This is a genomic window from Streptomyces sp. GMY02, from assembly GCF_019056675.1.
GTDB lineage: Bacteria > Actinomycetota > Actinomycetes > Streptomycetales > Streptomycetaceae > Streptomyces > Streptomyces odonnellii.
In genome coordinates, this window is the sequence record NZ_CP077658.1 from 5407704 (window position 1) to 5426861 (window position 19158).

Here is a 19158-nt window from a genome sequence, read left to right on the forward strand (position 1 = left end):
CGTCGCATGGCGCGTCGCGTGCCACGGTCTACCGCTCGCCGTCCGCCGATCCGTCCGACGGCCACGGGTCGCGCAGCCACAGATCGTCCCCCGGGGTGGCGGCGAGCAGCCGGGCGAGGCCGTCGTCGATGCCGAGCTGCTCGCTCTCCGTCCCCGGCGGCACGATCCGCAGCGTGCGCTCCAGCCACGCGGACACCGCCACCAGGGGCGCCTCCAGCAGCGCGTCCCCGTCGGGCGAGGAGAGCGCGACGCACAGCACGCCGCGCCCGTCGATCCTGGTCGGCCAGATCCGTACATCGCCGTGCCCGCAGGGCCGGAACACCCCTCCACCAGCAGCTCGCGCGCGAAGTTCCATTTGACCGGGGTGTCGGAACCGGTGTGAAAGGTGATGTGCACGGCATACGGATCGTCCGTGCGGTAGGTCAGCCGGGCCGGAACAGGAATCCCGCGCTCCGGCGACAGCACCAGACGCAACTCCAGATCGCGCTCCACGACAGTGTCCATGAGCGGCACTTCCTCTCCTGACGGTGGCCCCGCGACGGGCCCGTACCAGGAGAGAGGCCCCGGCCCGCCGTTTATTACGCGACTTTCGGCGACGACTTCGAAGCCGCCCGCGCGCGGCCCGCGCACCCCGGCGCGTCACCCGCGCTGCCTGCCCGTTCGTGCGCCCCCGGCTCGCCCTTTTGGCACTGGAGCCCGGCTGTTCGTACACCATGGCGAACATTTCTCTGCCCACATCCTTTCGAATGCGGCCTTTCTGCTGTTCCCCTTCTTCAGGCATCTGAGTTCTTCGTTAATGTCTTCCCTGGCGAACATGGTGTGAGTGAACGGAGTTGGGGTCAGTGGCTACTCCTCCTGGTGACGGCGGGAACGTACCCCGGGAAGGGTTCTACCCAGACCCCTCCATCCCTGGATATGTCCGCTACTGGAACGGCGCGGCCTGGGTGCCCGGTACGAGCCGGCCCGCGCCCCAGGGCGGCGAGACGGCGCAGCCGGGTCCGGCCGCCGCGCCGCCCGCGGTCGACGAGACCGGACCGGTCTTCCTCGACGAGGAGCCCTCCGAAGGACCCCGGCAGGAACCGGCGTCCGCCTGGCAGGCCGACGCCTCCCGGCAGACCGGCTTCGGCGGCGAGCGGGACGAGCGGGTGTCCTGGGGCGCGGGCGGCCAGGATCCCCGGATCCCCGCGCCGTCGGCTCCGCTCGACCCCGCGCCGCCCGCGCTGCACGAGGTGCCGCCGCCCACCCCCGGCGATCCGACGGGCGGCGCGCTGCCCGGCGTACGCGCCCTCGGGCCGGGCACGGACGACGGCCCGCCGTCGGCGCCCTCCGAAGGCACGGTCGCGATCCGCGCGATGCGACGGGGTGTCAGGCCGGACACGGGCCGGGACTCCGGTCCCGGCGCGGGAACCGGCGCCGATACGGGCCGCCCGCCGGCCCCGCGCGACCCGGAAGCCGGAGCGGGCGCGGGTGCCGGAGCGCAGCCGCCCGTCGACAGCACCGTCGCCATCCGCGCCCTCCGCGCGGCCCGCCGCGCCAAGGACGACGACGCTGTCGCCGCCGCGGGCCGGACCGAAGGCACCATGTCGATCCGCGCGCTCAACCAGGGCGCCTCCCACACCGGCACGGCCGTACCGCCCGCGCACCCCCGGTCACCGTCCCAGCCGCAGGCCCCCGTCAGCTCCGGCTCCGGCGGCGGCGCCACGTCGTGGGCCCAGCAGGCGCATCCGCTGGCCCAGCCGATGACCCCCGGCGCGCCGGACCATCCGGTCGTGCCCTGGAAGCCGCCGGTCGACGACCCGTTCCTACAGGCGGCGCAGGCCCAGGCCGCCGCCAGGCCCGCCGGGCTGGCCAAGCGGCTCGTGGCCAGGCTGATCGACTCCCTCGTCCTGGGCGCGCTCGTCGGCGCCGCCTCCCTTCCCCTCTACTCCCGGGCCCGTACGCATATCGACGCCAAGGTCGAGGCGGCGAAGGAGACCGGAGAGACCGTCACGGTCTGGCTCATCGACGGCACGACGGCCGGCTATCTCGGGATGGCGCTGGCGGCGCTGCTGATCCTCGGGACGCTGTACGAAGCGCTGCCGACGGCCCGCTGGGGGCGGACACTCGGCAAGAAGCTCTGCGGTCTGGAAGTACGGGACATCGAGTCCCACGAGGCCCCGGCCTTCGGTGCGGCGCTGCGCCGCTGGCTGGTCTACGGTCTGCTGGGCGTGCTGGTCGTGGGCGTTCTGAATGTGCTGTGGTGCCTGGTCGACCGGCCCTGGCGGCAGTGCTGGCACGACAAGGCGGCGCGTACGTTCGTGGCGGGCTGACGCCGAACGCGAAATGGAGGCCGGCCCGTAAAGGCCGCCGCACCCGTGAAGGACGTCGGCCCGTAACGGCCGCCGCCCCCCTGAACGCCGCCGCGTCCACAGGACTCCGGACGCCCGCCGGACTGCTCCGAACGGCGGGTGATCCGTTGCGTGTCTCTGCCCCGCGCGGTGCACTGCCCCCATGAGCAACGATCAGCCGCCGCCAGGACCGGCACCCGATGACGACCCGTTTCTGAAGAAGCCGCAGGAACCCCCGTCACCGGAAGGCCCGCAGGGCCCGCCGTCCCCGGGGGCCGGCTCGCCGTACGGTGCTCCTTATGGCGGCGACGGCGGTCCGCCGCCGGGCGGCCCCTACGACCGGGACGTCCACGGCCGGAACGCCTACGGCGGCGGGCCGTTCGGCGGTACGGATCCGCTCGCCGGAATGCCGCCGCTCGCGCCCTTCGGCAGACGGCTGCTGGCACGGATCATCGACGCCCTGATCATTTTCGTACCGCTGGCGATTCTGTCCGGATTCTTCGGAAGCTGGCGCGGCCGGGCGAACAGCAGCAACTGGGACGACTTCGCCAATCAGGTGAATACGGGAACGCAGTGGCTGTGGTCGGTCATTTCCGTGATCGCCTTTGTCGGCTACGACACCCTGATGGCCCGGAAAACCGGCCAGACGCTCGGCAAACGCTGGATGAAACTGCGCGTCGCGATGCTCAACAACGGCGCGGTGCCCGACACAGGCACCTCGCTGCTGCGCGCGATCGTGCTCTGGCTGCCCGCGCTGCTGTGCTGCCTGATCATCTGGTGGGCCATCATCATCCTGAGCATCGTGGCCAGCAGGCCCTACCGGCAGGGCCTCCACGACAAGGCGGCCAGGACCGTCGTCGTACAGGAGCCGGAGCAGCGGCCCACGCCCTAGGAGGCAGGACGCCGGACACGACCTAGCGGCGCAGCGAGTGCTGGAAGCGCGACTCGGCGCCCCTGCGGATCCGCGCGGCGGGCGCCCGGTCGCGGGACGGCTCCGCGCTGCCCGCCGTACGAGCCGCCCGGTCCGACGCCCGGCCCGGCGCGGGCACGGTGACCGTGACCAGAAGTCCCAGGGCGAGCGCGGCGATTCCGATCACCACGGCGCCGGCACCGGTGGTGATCCCCGAGAGCAGCAGCATGACGACGGTGGAACAGACGACGGTGGCGGAACCATAGGCGAGCTGTGCTGCAGTCGGACGCGGCATGGCGGAATCCGTCCTCGGAGCATCGGTATCGGGGGTGTCTCGCGCACTCCGCACAGGCCGCAACGGCAGGGCAGATGCGAGCAGTTCGCACTCTCAGTCGACTCTAAGGCGGTGCATGCCCGAGGGGAACGGGCCGTAAGCGTGACCTCACCCACGGTTCCGTCGCATGGGGGGCGCATCGAGTCACACCCCTCGCCAAGCGGCTTGAATTGTGTGCCTGTTGTCCGAATTCCTCCATGTCCGCGCTGTTCGGCCGGCGGAAACCGGGCCCTCGTATAGTGCAGTTGACCAGTGCAAGTCAAGGTCTGTCTTTTCTCTCTTAACTCCGGTCGAATGTCGTCACTTATGACGCAGACGCGCGCGGATCCCTCACTCCCGGTCCGCGGATCGCGTGCGCCGGGGAGGAAAAGCATCAAGTGATCAGAAACAGACGGGCGAAGAGAATGTCCGCGGTGATCGTGGCCCTGGCCGCGACCGCCGCCACGGCTTCGGCCTTCACCACGGCCCAGGCCGAGGACAGTCCCGCATCCGGCCCCGCGGGTATCGAGCGCCGTGACCCGGCGCCGCAGAAGGGGCAGGTCGAACACGACCTGGAAGGCCCGTTCAGCAAGCAGCAGGAACAGCAGCGCGAGGCAGCGCTCCAGCAGGTCATCTCCGGTGCCGCCAAGGTGGAGAAGCGCGGCGGCTCCAACGTGGTCAGGCTCGACAACAAGAAGTACGTCGAGCTGGGCCGGGAGAAGACCGACAAGATCTTCACGATCCTCGTCGAGTTCGGCGACCAGGTCGACAACACCACGACGTACGACCCGGACGGCCCGGGTCCGCTCCCGCCCGTCCCGCGGTACGGCGGCGAGCCCGGCCCCCAGCACAACCAGATAGCGGAGCCCGACCGCAAGGTCGACAACTCCACCGCCTGGCAGGCCGATTACAACCAGCAGCACTTCCAGGACCTCTACTTCGGTACCGGCAAGGACCGCAAGGGGAAGCAGAAGGAGTCGCTGAAGACCTACTACGAGAAGACGTCCTCCGGGCGCTACTCGGTCGACGGCGAGGTCTCCGACTGGGTCAAGGTCCCCTACAACGAGGCCCGTTACGGCTCCAACTACTGCGGCTCCAGCAACTGCGCCAACGTCTGGGACGCGGTGCGCGACGGCGTCAACGCCTGGACCGCGGACCAGAAGGCCCAGGGCCGCACCGACGCCCAGATCAAGGCGGACCTCTCCCAGTACGACCTGTGGGACCGCTACGACTTCGACGGCGACGGCAACTTCAACGAGCCCGACGGCTACATCGACCACTTCCAGATCGTGCACGCCGGTGAGGACGAGTCCGCGGGCGGCGGCGTCCAGGGCGAGGACGCCCTGTGGGCGCACCGCTGGTACGCGTACGGCACCAACGCGGGCAGCACGGGTCCGGCCGACAACAAGGCGGGCGGCACCCAGTTCGGCAACACCGGCATCTGGGTCGGCGACTACACCATGCAGCCCGAGAACGGCGGCCTCGGTGTCTTCGCCCACGAGTACGGCCACGACCTGGGCCTGCCCGACCTGTACGACACCGCGGGCGGCGACAACTCGACGGCCTTCTGGACGCTGATGTCGTCCGGTTCCTGGCTCGGCACCGGCAAGGACGCGATCGGCGACCTGCCCGGTGACATGACCGCCTGGGACAAGCTCCAGCTCGGCTGGCTCAACTACGCCGAGGCCAAGGCCGCGACCAGCTCCACGCACAAGCTGGGTGTCTCGGAGTACAACACCAAGAACCCGCAGGCGCTGATCGTCGAGCTGCCGAACAAGACCCGTACCACGACTGTCGTGAAGCCCGCCGAGGGCTCCAAGCAGTGGTGGAGCGACATGGGTGACGACCTCAAGAACACCCTCACCCGCCCGGTCGACCTGACCGGGAAGTCCACGGCGACGCTGGACCTCCAGGGCTGGTGGGACATCGAGGCCGACTACGACTACCTCTACACCGAGGTGTCCACGGACGGCGGCGCCAACTGGACGGTGCTCGACGGTACGGCCAATGGCGTGCCGCTGCCCCGTGACGCGGCGGACAAGCCGTCGCTGACCGGCGTCTCGGGCTCGTACCAGCAGCTCTCCTTCCCGCTGGACGCCTACGCGGGCCAGAAGTTCGACCTGCGCTTCCGCTACCAGACGGACGGCGGGGTGGCGCAGAAGGGCTTCGCCGCGGACGCGATCACCCTGACCGCGGACGGCGCGGCGGTCTTCTCCGACAACGCCGAGGGCGACGACGCCGGCTGGACCGCGGACGGCTTCTCGCGCATCGGTGAGTCCTTCACCCAGGACTACCCGCAGTACTACATCGCCGAGAACCGCCAGTACGTCTCGTACGACAAGACCCTTGAGGTCGGCCCGTACAACTTCGGCTTCACGGCGCCGAACGACAACAAGGTCGAGCACTTCCCGTACCAGCCCGGTCTGCTGATCTGGCTGTGGGACACCTCGCAGGTGGACAACAACACCAGCCAGCACCCCGGTGAGGGTCTGGTGCTGCCCATCGACGCGCACGCCAAGCCGCTGAAGTGGTCGGACGGTACGGTCATGCGCAACCGGATCCAGGCGTACGACTCCACCTTCGGCTGGTGGCCGACGACCGGGCTGACGCTGCACAAGGCGAATGTCCCGACCCGGATCAAGTCCCAGGCCGGGGCCCCGGTCTTCGACGACCGCAAGGGCACCTACTGGAGCGCCGAGAACCCGAGCGCGAGCGTCAAGGTTCCTGACACCAACACCAAGATCAGCGTCATCGGCCAGCCGCTGGACGGCCAGACGCTGACGGTGACGGTGGGCCGCTCCGGTCGGTAACCGGAAGTAACCGCAGGTCAGAGCAGGATCGGCCGTCGCCCTCTAGCGGGCGGCGGCCGATCGTGTTTAGGTGCATCCTGCGGTTCTCTTATTGACGGGATGTCTCACGGGGGAGATGAGCGACATGGCAGGCGGAGGCTTCAGCAAGCTCCCGAACGGCACGGTGGTGGTGGCACTGACCCTGCCCAGCCCGGCGGCCGAGGGCGGTACGGTACGGGTCCTCGTGCACGCGGTGAACCGGGCCCGCGCCCTGACCAGGCTGCGGAATCTGGGGCTGCGCGCGGTGTATCTGCGCGGCAACGCGGAGCCTCCGACGCCGGACGAGATCACCGCCGTACTGCACCATCCGGACGGCCTGCTGTGGCGTGCCACACCGGAGCGCAGGAACCAGCTCTGGCAGCCGATACGCGCCCTGCTGCGCCCCTCGGCGAGCCCCGCGAACGCCGGATACCAGGGCCCGGCGTACGAGGCGTCATAGGCGCCCTGGACGCCCTGGGCGCCCTGGGCGCATAGGGCCTCTCGTTTGGATCTCGCTGGGCTCGCGGCGCCGGTCCGGCCGATGGGCCCGGCGCCGGTTCGTCCTCGGGCGGACCGACCGGTCAGCCGGACGCGCCGGTCGTGCCCTCCTGGGGCGCGCCGGCCGTGCTCCGGGGGGACGGCGGCGACAGACGGTTCACCACGACCGGCTTGCCGATCAGCTTCACGCCCGCCTCGCGCAGCTCCTCCAGCGCCTTCTCCGTGGTCTCCACGGCCACCCCCGCCGTCAGATCGAGCAGCACATGGGTGGTGAAGCCCTCCCGGGCCGCGTCCAGCGCGGTGGCGCGGACACAGTGATCGGTGGCGATACCGACCACGTCGACCTCGGTGATCTCGCGGGCCCGCAGCCAGTCCACAAGCCGCGTCCCGTTCTCGTCGGCCCCCTCGAAGCCGCTGTACGCGCCCGCGTACGCCCCCTTGTCGAAGACCGCGTCGATCGCGCCGGAGGCGACGGCCGGGGCGAAATTGGGGTGGAAGCCCACGCCCTCCGTACCCGCGACACAGTGCGCGGGCCAGGTGCGGACGAAGTCCGGGCTGTCGGCGAAGTGGTCACCGGGGTCGATGTGGTGGTCCCGGGTGGCGATCACATGCCGGTATCCCGGCGCCGCCTCGCCGATCAGATCGGTGATGGCGGCGGCGACCTGCGACCCTCCCGTCACCGCGAGGCTGCCGCCCTCACAGAAGTCGTTCTGAACGTCTACGACGAGCAACGCGCGGTGCATGACGGCCATCCTTCGGCGGGGGAGCGGACGAGCGGCGGACGAGCGGGGCGGGCGGACGGGACGGGTCTCGCGGCGACGGCGGGGAAGGGCGTACGGGCCGCGGCCCGTACGGGCCGCACGAGCTGTGCGGGTCGTACGAGCCTAGAGACGCGGACCCTCCGGCGGGAAGAGCCGGACATCCTTCACCACCGCCCCCACGCGACTCATATGTACTCGGTCGGGATCACCGGCTCGCCCCGCGAGAGCTGTGTCGCCGACAGCGGCAGCGCCTCCCGCGCCGCGAAGTGCCGGGCGCGCGCCGTCTCCAGCGGCTCCCGCGCGACGATCTCGCCGCCCTTGACGAGCTGCACCAGGAGCTGCCGCTCCAGCAGCTCCGGCGGCACCGCGCCCGTACCGAGCACCTCGGCCTCGGCGCACCCCCGGGCGTCCTGACGCCGCGCGGCCCACTTGCGGCCGCCGATCGAGGTTTTCCCGCCCAGCGACTTCTTCGCCACCGGCTGGAGCGGCGCCTTCGGGTCCGCGGAGGCCGCGCGGGCGACGATCTTGTAGACCATGGAGCAGGTCGGGTGCCCACTGCCGGTGACGAGCTGGGTGCCCACGCCGTACGAGTCGACCGGCGCGGCGGCCAGCGAGGCGATCGCGTACTCGTCCAGGTCGGAGGTCACCACGATCCTGGTGTTCAGCGCGCCCAGCTCGTCGAGCTGCTGCCGCACCCGGTGCGCGACCAGCAGCAGATCGCCGGAGTCGATACGGACGGCCCCCAGCTCGGGCCCGGCGATCTCCACCGCCGTCCGTACGGCCTCGGCCACGTCGAAAGTGTCGATCAGCAGGGTCGTGCCCCGGCCGAGCGAGGCGACCTGCGCCTGGAAGGCGTCCCGCTCGCTGTCGTGCAGCAGGGTGAAGGCGTGCGCGCTGGTGCCCACCGTCGGAATGCCGTACCGGAACCCGGCCGCCAGATCGGAGGTCGAGTCGAAGCCGCCCACGTACGCGGCGCGCGCGGCGGCCACCGCGGACAGCTCGTGCGTACGGCGCGCGCCCATCTCGATCAGCCCGCGCCCGCCCGCGGCCGCCGACATCCGGGAGGCCGCCGCCGCGATCGCCGAGTCGTGGTTGAGGATCGACAGGACCACCGTCTCCAGCAGCACGCACTCCGCGAACGAGCCCTCCACGCGCAGGATCGGAGAGCCCGGGAAGTACACCTCGCCCTCCGGATAGCCCCAGATGTCCCCGCCGAAGCGGTACGAGGCGAGCCAGCCGAGCGTCTCCTCGTCGACGATGCCGTTCCCCCGGAGGAAGCCCAGGACGTCCGAGTCGAAGCGGAAGTTCTCCACGGCGTCCAGGACCCGCCCGGTGCCGCCGACCACTCCGTACCTGCGCCCCTCGGGCAGCCGGCGGGTGAAGACCTCGAAGACCGAGCGGCGGTCGGCGGTGCCGGCCCGCAGCGCGGCACGGAGCATCGTCAGCTCGTACTGATCGGTGAAGAGCGCGGTCGACGGGACGTCGACCGGCAGTCCAAGATCCGCTGTGTTCATAACAAGAATTCTACCCCTACCTCTCGTCAGACTGACGATTTCTGCGTGGCCGTTTGTGCGACAGGCCGTCCCGGGTGGCAGCATGGGTCGTGTGACGCTGTGCCCCGGCGTGTGACGCTGTGACCCGGCCAGAGAAGCCCGGCAGAGAAGAAGGTCGTCCGGAACCGTGAGTGTTGCTCCCACTGAGATCGAACGCCCCGAATCGGCCGAGGAGACTTTCGCCGTCCCGGAACCCGACGTCCCGTGGGTGACGATCGTCCACAACGACCCCGTCAACCTCATGAGTTATGTGGCGTACGTCTTCCAGACCTATTTCGGATACCCCAAGGACAAGGCGCACCGACTGATGCTCGACGTCCACCACAAGGGCCGCGCGATCGTCTCCAGCGGCAGCCGCGAGGAGATGGAGCGCGATGTGCAGGCCATGCACGGGTTCGGGCTCTGGGCCACCCTCTCCCAGGACCGTGCCTGATGGCCGGGCGCTTCGAGGCCATCCCGGGCGGCGGAGCGGCCGTCGCCCTCGACGAGGTCGAGATCTCGATCCTGCGCTCGCTCGCCGTACAGCTCCTGGAGCTGATCGGGCCCGGTGACGAGCCGGCCCAGGGCGAGGACCCGCTCGCCTCGCTCTTCGCCGAGGGCCCCAGCGAGCCGCCCGCCGACCCGGCGCTGGCCCGGCTCTTCCCCGACGCGTACGGCGATGACGACGACGAACTGAAGGAGTTCTCCGCCGAGTTCAGACGCTTCACGGAGAACGACCTGCGCAGCCGCAAGCGCGAGGACGGGATGGCGGTCGTCCGCACCCTGGACGGACTCGGCTCGGCGGGCGCCGGCGGCGCGGTGCTCAAGCTGACGTCCGAGGACTGTCTGCACTGGCTCGGCGCGCTCAACGACCTGCGGCTGACCATCGGGACACGGCTGGAGGTCACGGACGAGGACGAGGGCGGCGAGCTGTACCGGCTGCCGGACTCCGACCCGCGCAAGCCGATGGTGATGGCGTACCTCTGGCTCGGCGCGCTCCAGGAGACCCTCGTCGAGACGCTGATGCCGTAGGGGCCGTCCGCGGCCGCAAGCAGCCGCGAGGCCTTTCCGTACGTGCCGTACACCCTCAGAACACCCTCAATTCGCCATAACGATCGCGTCAACGCTCCGGCGTCCTTTGCTCTTCGCGGTGCGATTCGTCCGCTTCTGCCTGTGGGCTCCGCCACAGAACCGTGCGCCGGTGACCCCCTCCGCCGTGATAGATCTTCACGACCCCCCGGGGACTCCACCCCTGTCCCCGGGGGTGTTCTCCGCCGGCCGACCGCCGGCGGAACTCCATCCGTCATCCGGGGGGATCACGAACCGGTCCCGTGGCCGCGTGCGGCGCGGACCGGTATGGAGAAAGGCGCACGACCATGACCTCTGCGCAGGTCGACAAGGAATACGGCGGCGAACACGGCGGTACGGGACACGGTGGCGACCGCGCCGCGGCGGACCCGGCCGGAGGCGGCCCCTCCGGAGACCGGCCGGCCGGAGCGCCCGAAGAGGGCTACGAACGGGGACTCGGCAGCCGGCAGGTCCAGATGATCGCCATCGGCGGTGCCATCGGGGTCGGCCTCTTCATGGGCGCCGGAGCCAATATCGCCAAGGCGGGCCCCAGCATCATCCTGATGTACGCCCTCGCGGGTGTCGTGATCTTCTTCATCATGCGGGCGCTCGGCGAACTGCTGCTCTACCGGCCGGTCTCGGGCTCCTTCGCCGAGTACGCCAGAGAGTTCCTCGGCCCGTTCTTCGGCTTCGCCACCGGCTGGACGTACTGGCTGATGTGGGTCGTCACAGGGATGGCCGAACTCACCGCCGCCGCCATCTACATCCACTTCTGGTTCCCGCAGATCCCGCAGTGGGTCAGCGCGCTGGTGTTCCTGGTGGTGCTCTTCGGGGTCAATCTGATCTCGGTGAAGATCTTCGGCGAGGTCGAGTTCTGGTTCTCGATGATCAAGGTCACCGCGATCATCGGCATGATCGTCATCGGTCTGGGCGTGCTGACGCTGGGCTTCTCCGACGCGGGCGAGACCGCATCCGCGTCCAACCTCTGGGCGCACGACGGGATCTTCCCGAACGGCATCGGATCCAGCCTGATGACCCTTCAGGGCGTCATGTTCGCCTACCTCGCCGTCGAACTGGTCGGGGTCACCGCGGGCGAGTCGGAGAACCCCGAGAAGACCCTCCCCAAGGCCATCAACACGCTGCCCTGGCGCATCATCGTCTTCTACGTAGGCGCGCTGTCCGTGATCCTCGCGGTCGTCAAATGGACCGAGTTCTCGGCGGGCAACAGCCCCTTCGTGCACGCCTTCGAGACGATGGGCATCCCCCTCGCGGCCGGCATCGTCAACTTCGTCGTCCTGACCGCCGCGCTCTCCTCCTGCAACTCGGGGATGTACTCCACCGGCCGGATGCTGCGCGACCTCGCCGCCAACAGCGAGGCGCCCAAGGCCTTCGGCAGGCTCAACTCCCGCAAGACGCCCGCCCTCGCCATCACCGTGTCCGCCGTACTGATGGGGATCGGCGTGGTCCTCAACTACGTCGTCCCGGAGAAGGCGTTCGGCTATGTGACCTCGGTGGCCACCGCGGCCGGCATCTGGACCTGGATGATGATCCTGATCAGCCATATCCGCTACCGCCGCGCGGTGGACGCCGGACGGCTGCCCGCCTCGTCGTTCCCCGCCCCCGGCGGCGCGCTGCTGAGCTGGGTCGCGGTGGCCTTCCTGGCACTGGTGACCTGTCTGATCGCGTACGACAAGGACGCGCGGGTCTGCCTGTATGTGGCGGCCGTGTGGGCGGTGGGGCTGGCGGTCGGCTGGCAGGTGCTGAAGCGGCGCGACGTGCCTGTGCTGCACATCAGCCCGTCCGGCGACTGAGGACACGGCGCGGCCGAAGGCTGTGCGGTGCCGGTGACGTCCGTACCGGCCCGCGCCACCGGGCACACCGCGCGGGCCGGCCCTGTCGTACCGGGGCCGGTCCATGCGCTCGTACCGGGGCCGGCCCACGTGCTCGTACCGGGACCGGACCGCGCGCGGCGGTCCCGTTTATATTCTCTGCATGCTCACCATCACCCAGGCCCTGCACGACCAGATCGTCGCGCACGCGCGAGCCGACCACCCCGACGAGGCCTGCGGGGTGGTCGCGGGCCCCGCGGGCAGCGGACGGGCCGAGCGGTTCATCCCCATGCTCAACGCCGCGCGCTCGCCCACCTTCTACGAGTTCGACTCGGCCGATCTGCTCAAGCTCTACCGGGAGATGGACGACCGCGACGAGGAGCCGGTGATCATCTACCACTCCCACACCGCGACCGAGGCCTATCCGTCCCGTACGGACATCACCTACGCCAACGAGCCCGGCGCCCACTATGTGCTGGTCTCCACCGCGGACACCGACGGCGAAGGCCCCTTCCAGTTCCGCTCGTACCGGATCGTGGACGGCGAGGTCACCGAGGAGCCCGTCGAGATCGTCTGAGAGACTCGACGCAGAAACGAGGCGGCAGGACCCAGGAAGCCGGTGCGAAACCGGCGCGGTCCCGCCACTGTGACCAAGCTCCGCTTGGCAGCCAGGAACTGACCTGCCGCCTTTCTCCCACCAGCCAGGGGACGCGGAAATCCCCCGGAGGAGGCCCTGTCGTGTCTGCCGTGCCCCGGCGCCGCCGCGCGTTCGCGCCCGCCGCGCCGTCCGCCGTATCAGCCCTGTCGTCCGCCCTGCCCGCGGTGTGCGCCGTGCTCGTCCTGCTGCCGCTCACGGCCTGCGGCGGCCCCACCGCGGCGGACTCCGCCGCCACGCAAGGCAAGCCCGCCGCATCCGCCGCGCCCGGCTTCCCGTACACCGTCACCAACTGCGGGGTGACGACCACGTACCAGGCGCCGCCCAAGCGTGTGGTCACCATGAACCAGCACGTGACCGAGATCATGCTCGCGCTCGGTCTGGAGAAGTCCCTGGTCGGCACCGCCTGGCTGGACGACCGGATCCTGCCCGCGTACGAGAAGGCGTACAAGAGCGTGCCGGTCCTCGCCGCGGAGTACCCCTCCAAGGAGAAACTCCTCGCCGCCGCACCCGACTTCGTGTACGGCGGGTACGCGAGCGCCTTTGACGCGAAGGACGGCCGGAGCCGCGACGAACTCAAGGCGGCCGGTATCAACACCCGGCTCAACCTGGAGAACTGCGCGGACGGCCGGACCACGATGGAGGACGTCTACCGGGAGGTCGAGGAGACCGGCCGTGTCTTCGGCGTCCCGGAGCGCGCGAAGCGCTGGATCACCGAGGCGCGCGCGACGGTCGAGTCCACCGCAGGCGAACTGAAGGGCGTCAGGCCCGTGTCGGTCTTCGTGTACGACAGCGGCGACCGGACCGCGTTCACCGCGGGCGGCAAGGGCATCGGCAACGAGCTGATCCGGCTGGCCGGCGGCCGCAATGTCTTCGCCGACCTCGACAAGACCTTCGGCGACGCGACCTGGGAACAGGTCGTGGCCCGCCGTCCCGAGACCGTCGTCATCTACGACTACGGCTCGACGACGGTCGCCCAGAAGGAGAAACGCCTTCTGGACGACCCGGCGCTGAAGGACATACCGGCCATCAAGAACCGCAGCTTCGCGGTGATGCCACTGTCGGACGTGGTCCTGGGCGTACGGGCGCCGGAGGCGATAGAACGCCTGGCGACCCAACTCCACCCGACGCGCACGAAGTAACGCCCGATGCACGACGACCCAAAGCCTCCGACCGGGGCAAGTTCAGCCCGTCCGGTGTGTGAGGGCAAGAAACAGCCCGTCCGGCGCTTGAGGACAAATCCAGCCCGTCCGGCGTTTGAGGACACCGGGGTCCGGGGCGGAGCCCCGGTTCCGGGAAGGGGCGGGGTGGGGGAGAAGCCCGCCGCAGGCGCTCCCCACGGCTCCGCCGAAACCGGCCCGCGGTCCTCGCCCACGCCCCCGCCCCCGACCCCCGCCCGGCCGCAGCCCGCGGCCCGGCGCCTCCGCCTCCCCCTCGCCCTCGGCTGCCTCGCCCTCGCGCTAACCGCAGCCATCGTCGCCGGCCTAGCTCTCGGCTCCGTACGGATCCCGCCCGGCCAAGTGATCGAGGTCCTCACCGGCCGCGCGGCTCCCGGCCCGTTCCGGACCATCGTGCTCGACGTACGGCTGCCCAGGGTGCTGCTGGGGGCCGTGGTCGGCGGAGGGCTGGCCGTCGTCGGGACCGTCCTCCAGGCGCTCGTACGGAACCGGCTCGCCGACCCGTTCCTCCTCGGGATCTCCTCCGGCGCCTCCACCGGTGCCGTCCTGGTCCTCGTGCTGGGTATCGGCGGCGGGGTGACCACCACCGTCGCCATGCCCGCCGCCGCCTTCGCCGGTTCGCTGCTCGCGCTGGCGCTCGTGTACGGGCTGGCCCGGCGCGGCTCGACGATGAGCGGGGGCGGGCTCGTCCTCGCCGGGGTGGCCGTCTCGTACATCCTCTCCGCGCTCACCACCCTGATCCTGGTCGTCTCCGCCAGGCCCGAGCACTTCCAGGAGGCCCTCTACTGGTCGCTGGGCGGCCTCGGCAGTGCCCGGTGGGCCACGCTCGTACCGCCCGCCGTCGCGCTCGTCGCGGGCACCGCCCTGCTCATGGCGCTGGCCAGACCGCTCGATCTGCTGCTGGCGGGGGAGGAGGGCGCGACCGTCCTCGGTCTCGACACCTCGCGCTTCCGGGCCGCGGTCTTCGTACTCGCCTCCCTGGTCACCGCCGTGATGGTCGCCGCGAGCGGCGCGGTCGGCTTCATCGGGCTGCTGGTGCCGCACGCCGCGCGGATGGCCGTCGGCGCCGGCCACCGGGCACTGCTGCCGGTGGCCGCGCTGGCCGGGGCGGTCGCGCTCGTCGTCGCCGACCTCGCGGCCCGTACCGTCGCCGCGCCCCAGGACATCCCGGTCGGCGTCCTGACCGCGCTCATCGGCGGCCCGGTGTTCCTGTGGCTGATGCGGCGCCGCCCGGAAGGAGCCCCGGAGTGAGCACTGGAAGGAGCCCCGGAATGAGCGACCGTACGAGCACCGGCACCCCGGACCGCCCGCCCGCCCCGGTCCCCGCCGCCGAACTGCGCGTCGAAGCGCTTTCGTACGAAACCGACGGCCGCCTCCTCGTCGACCGCGTCGGACTGACCGCGGCCCCCGGCGAGACCGTCGGACTCGTCGGCCCCAACGGCAGCGGCAAGACCACCCTGCTCCGCTGCGTGTACGGAACGCTCCGCCCCACGGCCGGACGCGCCCTCCTCGACGGCGACGACCTGCACACCATGGCACCCAAGGCCAGGGCCCGCCGCGTCGCCGCCGTACCGCAGGACGGCAGGGTCGACTTCGAGCTGACCGTCCGCGAGGTCGTCGCCATGGGCCGCTCGCCCCACAAGCGCTTCTGGGAGGCCGACACCGCCGCCGACACCGCACTCGCCACCGCCGCCCTCGACCGGGTCGGTATCGCCCCGCTCGCCGACCGGGCCTTCCCGTCCCTCTCCGGCGGCGAGCGGCAGCGCGCCCTCATCGCCCGCGCCCTGGTGCAGCGGCCGGCCCTGCTCGTACTGGACGAACCGACCAACCACCTGGACATCCGCCACCAGCTCGATGTCCTGACCCTGATCAGCCGGTCGGGCACCACCAATCTGCTCGCCCTGCACGATCTGAACCTGGCCGCCTACTACTGCGACCGCATCCATGTCCTCCAGGACGGCCGGATCGTCGCCTCGGGCCCGCCGCGCTCCGTGCTGACCCCCGAACTGCTCGCGGAGGTGTACGGAGTGACGGCCGAGATCACCACCCACCCCGTCACCGGCGCCCCCAGCGTCGTCTACCTCCCGTAGCCCCCGAGCCGTCACCCGTCCCGTAGCTCCCGACCCGTCATCCCGTCCCATGGCTCCCGGCCCCCCGCGCGCGCCCGGCTCCGCACCCCCTCAGGCCTGCCGTCCACGTGACGAACGTTCTCGGTCCGCCATACGAGATCACATGCCGGGCCGCGGACCGGGAATCGATACGATGAACCCATGGTTTTCCATGACGTGAGCGACAAGACGCCGAGCACCCCGCTGCTCGTCGCGCGGCTGCACGTCGACCTGTGCCGCCTCGCCAGCGCCATCTGTCCGGGCGGCGCGGTCCTTTCCGCCGGCCGCGCAGGCTGAGCGACGGCCGCGAGCGCCGCCCGCCGTACCCGACCCGTACCGCATCACCCCCTCGCGCGGGGGCCCGAGCCGCGCGCCCGTCACGCCATCTCCCGACAGGAGCCCACGCCATGGCCATCGAGGTCCGCATCCCGACCATCCTCCGCACCTACACCGACGGCGCGAAGGCCGTCGAGGGCACCGGCGACACGCTCTCCGAGCTGTTCACCGACCTCGAAACCCGGCACGCCGGCATCCGGGAGCGGCTCATCGACCCCGCCGCGGGCGACCAGCTCCGCCGCTTCGTGAACGTCTACCTCAACGACGAGGACGTCCGCTTCCTCGACGGAGTCGCCACCAAGCTCGCGGACGGCGACAGCGTCACGATCCTCCCGGCGGTGGCCGGCGGGGCGCTCGAATCGAACCCGGCCTGATGCGGTACGACTCCCCGCTGGCGGCGGTCGGCAACACGCCCCTGGTACGGCTCCCCAGGCTGTCCCCGTCGGACGACGTACGGATCTGGGCCAAGCTGGAGGACCGCAACCCGACCGGTTCCGTCAAGGACCGGCCCGCCCTGCACATGGTCGAGCAGGCCGAGAAGGACGGACGGCTCACCCCGGGCTGCACCATCCTGGAGCCCACCAGCGGCAACACCGGTATCTCGCTCGCCATGGCGGCCCGCCTCAAGGGCTACCGCATCGTCTGCGTCATGCCGGAGAACACCTCCCAGGAGCGGCGCGACCTGCTGACGATGTGGGGCGCGGAGATCATCTCGTCCCCGGCGGCGGGCGGCTCCAACACGGCGGTACGGGTGGCCAAGGAACTGGCGGCCGACAACCCGGACTGGGTGATGCTCTACCAGTACGGCAATCCCGACAACGCGGGCGCGCACTACGCCACCACCGGGCCCGAGATCCTCGCCGACCTGCCGTCCGTCACGCACTTCGTGGCGGGGCTCGGCACGACGGGCACGCTGATGGGCGTCGGGCGGTTCCTGCGCGAGCAGAAGCCCGACATCAGGATCGTCGCCGCGGAGCCGCGCTACGACGACCTCGTGTACGGGCTGCGCAACCTCGACGAGGGCTTCGTACCCGAGCTGTACGACGCGTCCGTCCTCACCACCCGCTTCTCCGTCGGCTCGGCCGACGCGGTCGCCCGTACCCGTGAACTGCTCCAGCAGGAGGGCATTTTCGCGGGCGTCTCGACCGGCGCGGCGCTGCACGCGGCGATCGGAGTCGGCCGCAAGGCGGTCAAGGCGGGCGAGAGCGCGGACATCGTGTTCGTCGTCGCGGACGGCGGCTGGAAATATCTGTCCACGGGCGTCTACACGGCGGCCACCACGGAAGAGGCCATCGAGACCCTGCACGGCCAGCTCTGGGCGTAACGCGATGACACGCGGCGTTGAGGTGACGCTGTGAGGTAGCGGTGTGAGGTGACGCGCGACATGTGAGCGCGCGGCGCGCCGGCCCGGGCCTCCGGGCCCGGGCCCCGGTGCCCATGGCCGGAACACCCCGTGCGGGTCCCAGGGCCCGGTGCCATGGCCGCAACATCCCGGGTGGGGTCCCAGGGCCCGGCGCCAGACCCGTACCCCTGCCCCGTACCCGCCGTACCGGACCGCACCCCCGGCCCCCCGCCCGATCCGGGCCGGGGGCCGCAGCCGTCTCCAGGGCTTCTCCGGGGCCGCTCCAGGCGCTCCCCAGGCCCCCTCCGGCATCCAGGCCGTATGTCAGAAGTCCCGTCTGCCTCGCGACGCCCGGCACGCACACTCGCTGCGTTGTCGGAGTCGCCCGAGTACGTCCAGTACACGGGCGATCCTCCGCCTTGCGATTGCACGCACCGGACGCCGCGAGGCCCGCCCTGCGGGCGGACGACGCTACCTCGGACACACGGCCTAGACCCCGCCGTGGCAGTCCATCCGAACCGGTGACAGCGCAGGTGAGTTCTCCCACAACGGACCGTCGTGGAGGAGCGACCAGCCCTTTCGCGCTTTACGCTCGACAAACCGCACAACCCCCGTCGCCCCCCTTCCACGCCACGGAGGTTCACGCTCCATGAAGCTCACCGTCGTCGGCTGTTCGGGCTCGTTCCCCTCCGCGGGATCGGCCTGCTCCAGTTACCTCCTAGAGGCCGACGGCTTCCGGCTGCTCCTCGACATGGGTAATGGCGCCCTTGGCGAGCTGCAGCGCCATGTTGGTCTCTACGACCTCGACGCCATCTTCCTCAGCCATCTCCACGCGGACCACTGCATCGACATGTGCGGCTATTTCGTAGCCCGCTACTACCGGTTCGACGGCGGACGCTGCGACGCGATCCCGGTGTACGGACCCGAGGGCACCGAGCAGCGCCTCACCACGGCCTACGCGGACACCCCGACGGACAAGTCGATGAGCGAGGTGTTCGACTTCCACACGCTCAAGCCGGGCTCCTTCGACATCGGCCCCTTCTCGGTCCGTACGGAGAAGGTCTCGCACCCCATAGAGACCTTCGCCATCCGGGTCGAGCACGGCGGCCGGTCCCTCACCTACTCCGGGGACACCGGGGTCTGCGAGCCGCTCGTCGAGCTGGCGGAGGACACCGACCTGTTCCTGTGCGAGGCGGCCTTCACATACGGCAAGGAGGACATTCCCGGTCTGCACCTCAACGGCCGCGAGGCAGGCGCCCACGCCGCCCGCGCCCGGGCACGCCGGCTCGTCCTCACCCATGTCCCGCCGTGGACGGACGGCGAACAGAATCTGGCCGACGCCCGTGCGGTGTACGGAGGCCCGGCGGAACTGGCCGTTCCCGGCGCGGTGTACGAGATCTGACCGGCCGTCGGCGCGCCGACCGGGCGGTCTGCCGGTCGGCGCCGGCCGGTGCCGGACGGGCGTACGGTCCG

At 70.8% G+C, this 19158-nt stretch carries 17 protein-coding genes, 2 pseudogenes and 1 riboswitch; of the genes and pseudogenes, 15 read left to right on the forward strand and 4 right to left on the reverse strand.

The annotated features are described in order from the left end of the window. Window positions 1-28 precede the first annotated feature (28 nt). Window positions 29-396 (reverse strand): annotated as a pseudogene (locus KQY30_RS22875) (SsgA family sporulation/cell division regulator). Window positions 397-842: 446 nt separating this feature from the next. Between KQY30_RS22875 and KQY30_RS22880 the strand changes: the two are divergent. Continuing rightward, window positions 843-2309 (forward strand): RDD family protein, encoded by a 1467-nt coding sequence (locus KQY30_RS22880; RefSeq protein ID WP_217308433.1) that lies wholly within the window; start codon window positions 843-845, stop codon window positions 2307-2309. 181 nt (window positions 2310-2490) lie between these two features. After that, the gene (locus KQY30_RS22885; protein WP_217308434.1) at window positions 2491-3219 is read left to right on the forward strand and encodes an RDD family protein; all 729 of its coding nucleotides are present in this window, start codon (window positions 2491-2493) and stop codon (window positions 3217-3219) included. 22 nt (window positions 3220-3241) lie between these two features. On the opposite strand, the gene KQY30_RS22890 is transcribed toward KQY30_RS22885, so the two are convergent. Next, window positions 3242-3532 (reverse strand): hypothetical protein, encoded by a 291-nt coding sequence (locus KQY30_RS22890; RefSeq protein ID WP_217308435.1) that lies wholly within the window; start codon window positions 3530-3532, stop codon window positions 3242-3244. A 416-nt stretch (window positions 3533-3948) separates the two neighbouring features. On the opposite strand from KQY30_RS22890, the gene KQY30_RS22895 reads away from it, so the two are divergent. Both KQY30_RS22895 and KQY30_RS22900 read left to right on the forward strand, forming a co-directional pair. Then, on the forward strand, window positions 3949-6360 hold the full coding sequence (locus tag KQY30_RS22895; protein WP_217308436.1) for an immune inhibitor A domain-containing protein: 2412 nt from the start codon (window positions 3949-3951) through the stop codon (window positions 6358-6360). Window positions 6361-6484: 124 nt separating this feature from the next. Beyond that, a complete protein-coding gene (locus KQY30_RS22900) occupies window positions 6485-6838 on the forward strand; it encodes a hypothetical protein (protein ID WP_217311263.1) in 354 nt (117 codons plus the stop codon). Between the two features lie 199 nt (window positions 6839-7037). On the opposite strand, the pseudogene KQY30_RS22905 reads toward KQY30_RS22900, so the two are convergent. Together KQY30_RS22905 and KQY30_RS22910 are read right to left on the reverse strand one after the other, a co-directional pair. Beyond that, window positions 7038-7619: pseudogene (locus KQY30_RS22905) on the reverse strand (nicotinamidase); the annotation flags it as partial. 203 nt (window positions 7620-7822) lie between these two features. Further along, window positions 7823-9151: a nicotinate phosphoribosyltransferase gene (locus KQY30_RS22910; RefSeq protein ID WP_217308438.1), complete on the reverse strand. Its 1329-nt coding sequence runs from the start codon at window positions 9149-9151 to the stop codon at window positions 7823-7825. Window positions 9152-9317: 166 nt separating this feature from the next. Here KQY30_RS22910 and clpS point away from each other — a divergent pair, with 166 nt between their 5' ends. The 11 genes from clpS (at window position 9318) to KQY30_RS22960 (ending at window position 19087) form a co-directional block, all read left to right on the forward strand. Continuing rightward, on the forward strand, window positions 9318-9623 hold the full coding sequence (clpS, locus tag KQY30_RS22915) for an ATP-dependent Clp protease adapter ClpS (RefSeq protein ID WP_046500072.1): 306 nt from the start codon (window positions 9318-9320) through the stop codon (window positions 9621-9623). Beyond that, window positions 9623-10201 (forward strand): DUF2017 domain-containing protein, encoded by a 579-nt coding sequence (locus tag KQY30_RS22920; protein ID WP_217308439.1) that lies wholly within the window; start codon window positions 9623-9625, stop codon window positions 10199-10201. The genes clpS and KQY30_RS22920 overlap by 1 nt, the downstream gene beginning before the upstream one ends. Window positions 10202-10713: 512 nt before the next feature. Beyond that, a complete protein-coding gene (locus KQY30_RS22925; RefSeq protein WP_254407662.1) occupies window positions 10714-12048 on the forward strand; it encodes an amino acid permease in 1335 nt (444 codons plus the stop codon). A gap of 181 nt (window positions 12049-12229) precedes the next feature. After that, window positions 12230-12643 (forward strand): Mov34/MPN/PAD-1 family protein, encoded by a 414-nt coding sequence (locus KQY30_RS22930; protein ID WP_217308441.1) that lies wholly within the window; start codon window positions 12230-12232, stop codon window positions 12641-12643. Next, window positions 12639-12765: riboswitch (cobalamin riboswitch) on the forward strand. (Overlaps the previous gene by 5 nt.) Window positions 12766-12867: 102 nt before the next feature. Continuing rightward, a complete protein-coding gene (locus tag KQY30_RS22935) occupies window positions 12868-13863 on the forward strand; it encodes an ABC transporter substrate-binding protein (protein WP_217311264.1) in 996 nt (331 codons plus the stop codon). A 165-nt stretch (window positions 13864-14028) separates the two neighbouring features. Beyond that, window positions 14029-15150, forward strand: a complete 1122-nt coding sequence (locus KQY30_RS22940; protein WP_217308442.1) for an iron ABC transporter permease — start codon at window positions 14029-14031, stop codon at window positions 15148-15150. Between the two features lie 20 nt (window positions 15151-15170). Next, window positions 15171-15989 carry an ABC transporter ATP-binding protein gene (locus KQY30_RS22945; protein ID WP_217308443.1) on the forward strand — a complete coding sequence of 273 codons (819 nt, stop codon included), beginning with the start codon at window positions 15171-15173 and terminating at the stop codon, window positions 15987-15989. Window positions 15990-16169: 180 nt separating this feature from the next. Next, a complete protein-coding gene (locus KQY30_RS37175; RefSeq protein ID WP_302185332.1) occupies window positions 16170-16304 on the forward strand; it encodes a putative leader peptide in 135 nt (44 codons plus the stop codon). 110 nt (window positions 16305-16414) lie between these two features. Next, on the forward strand, window positions 16415-16717 hold the full coding sequence (locus KQY30_RS22950) for a MoaD/ThiS family protein (protein ID WP_046509348.1): 303 nt from the start codon (window positions 16415-16417) through the stop codon (window positions 16715-16717). Beyond that, on the forward strand, window positions 16717-17667 hold the full coding sequence (locus tag KQY30_RS22955; RefSeq protein WP_217308444.1) for a PLP-dependent cysteine synthase family protein: 951 nt from the start codon (window positions 16717-16719) through the stop codon (window positions 17665-17667). The genes KQY30_RS22950 and KQY30_RS22955 overlap by 1 nt, the downstream gene beginning before the upstream one ends. 667 nt (window positions 17668-18334) lie before the next feature. Continuing rightward, window positions 18335-19087 carry an MBL fold metallo-hydrolase gene (locus KQY30_RS22960; protein ID WP_046509263.1) on the forward strand — a complete coding sequence of 251 codons (753 nt, stop codon included), beginning with the start codon at window positions 18335-18337 and terminating at the stop codon, window positions 19085-19087. Window positions 19088-19158: the final 71 nt, after the last annotated feature.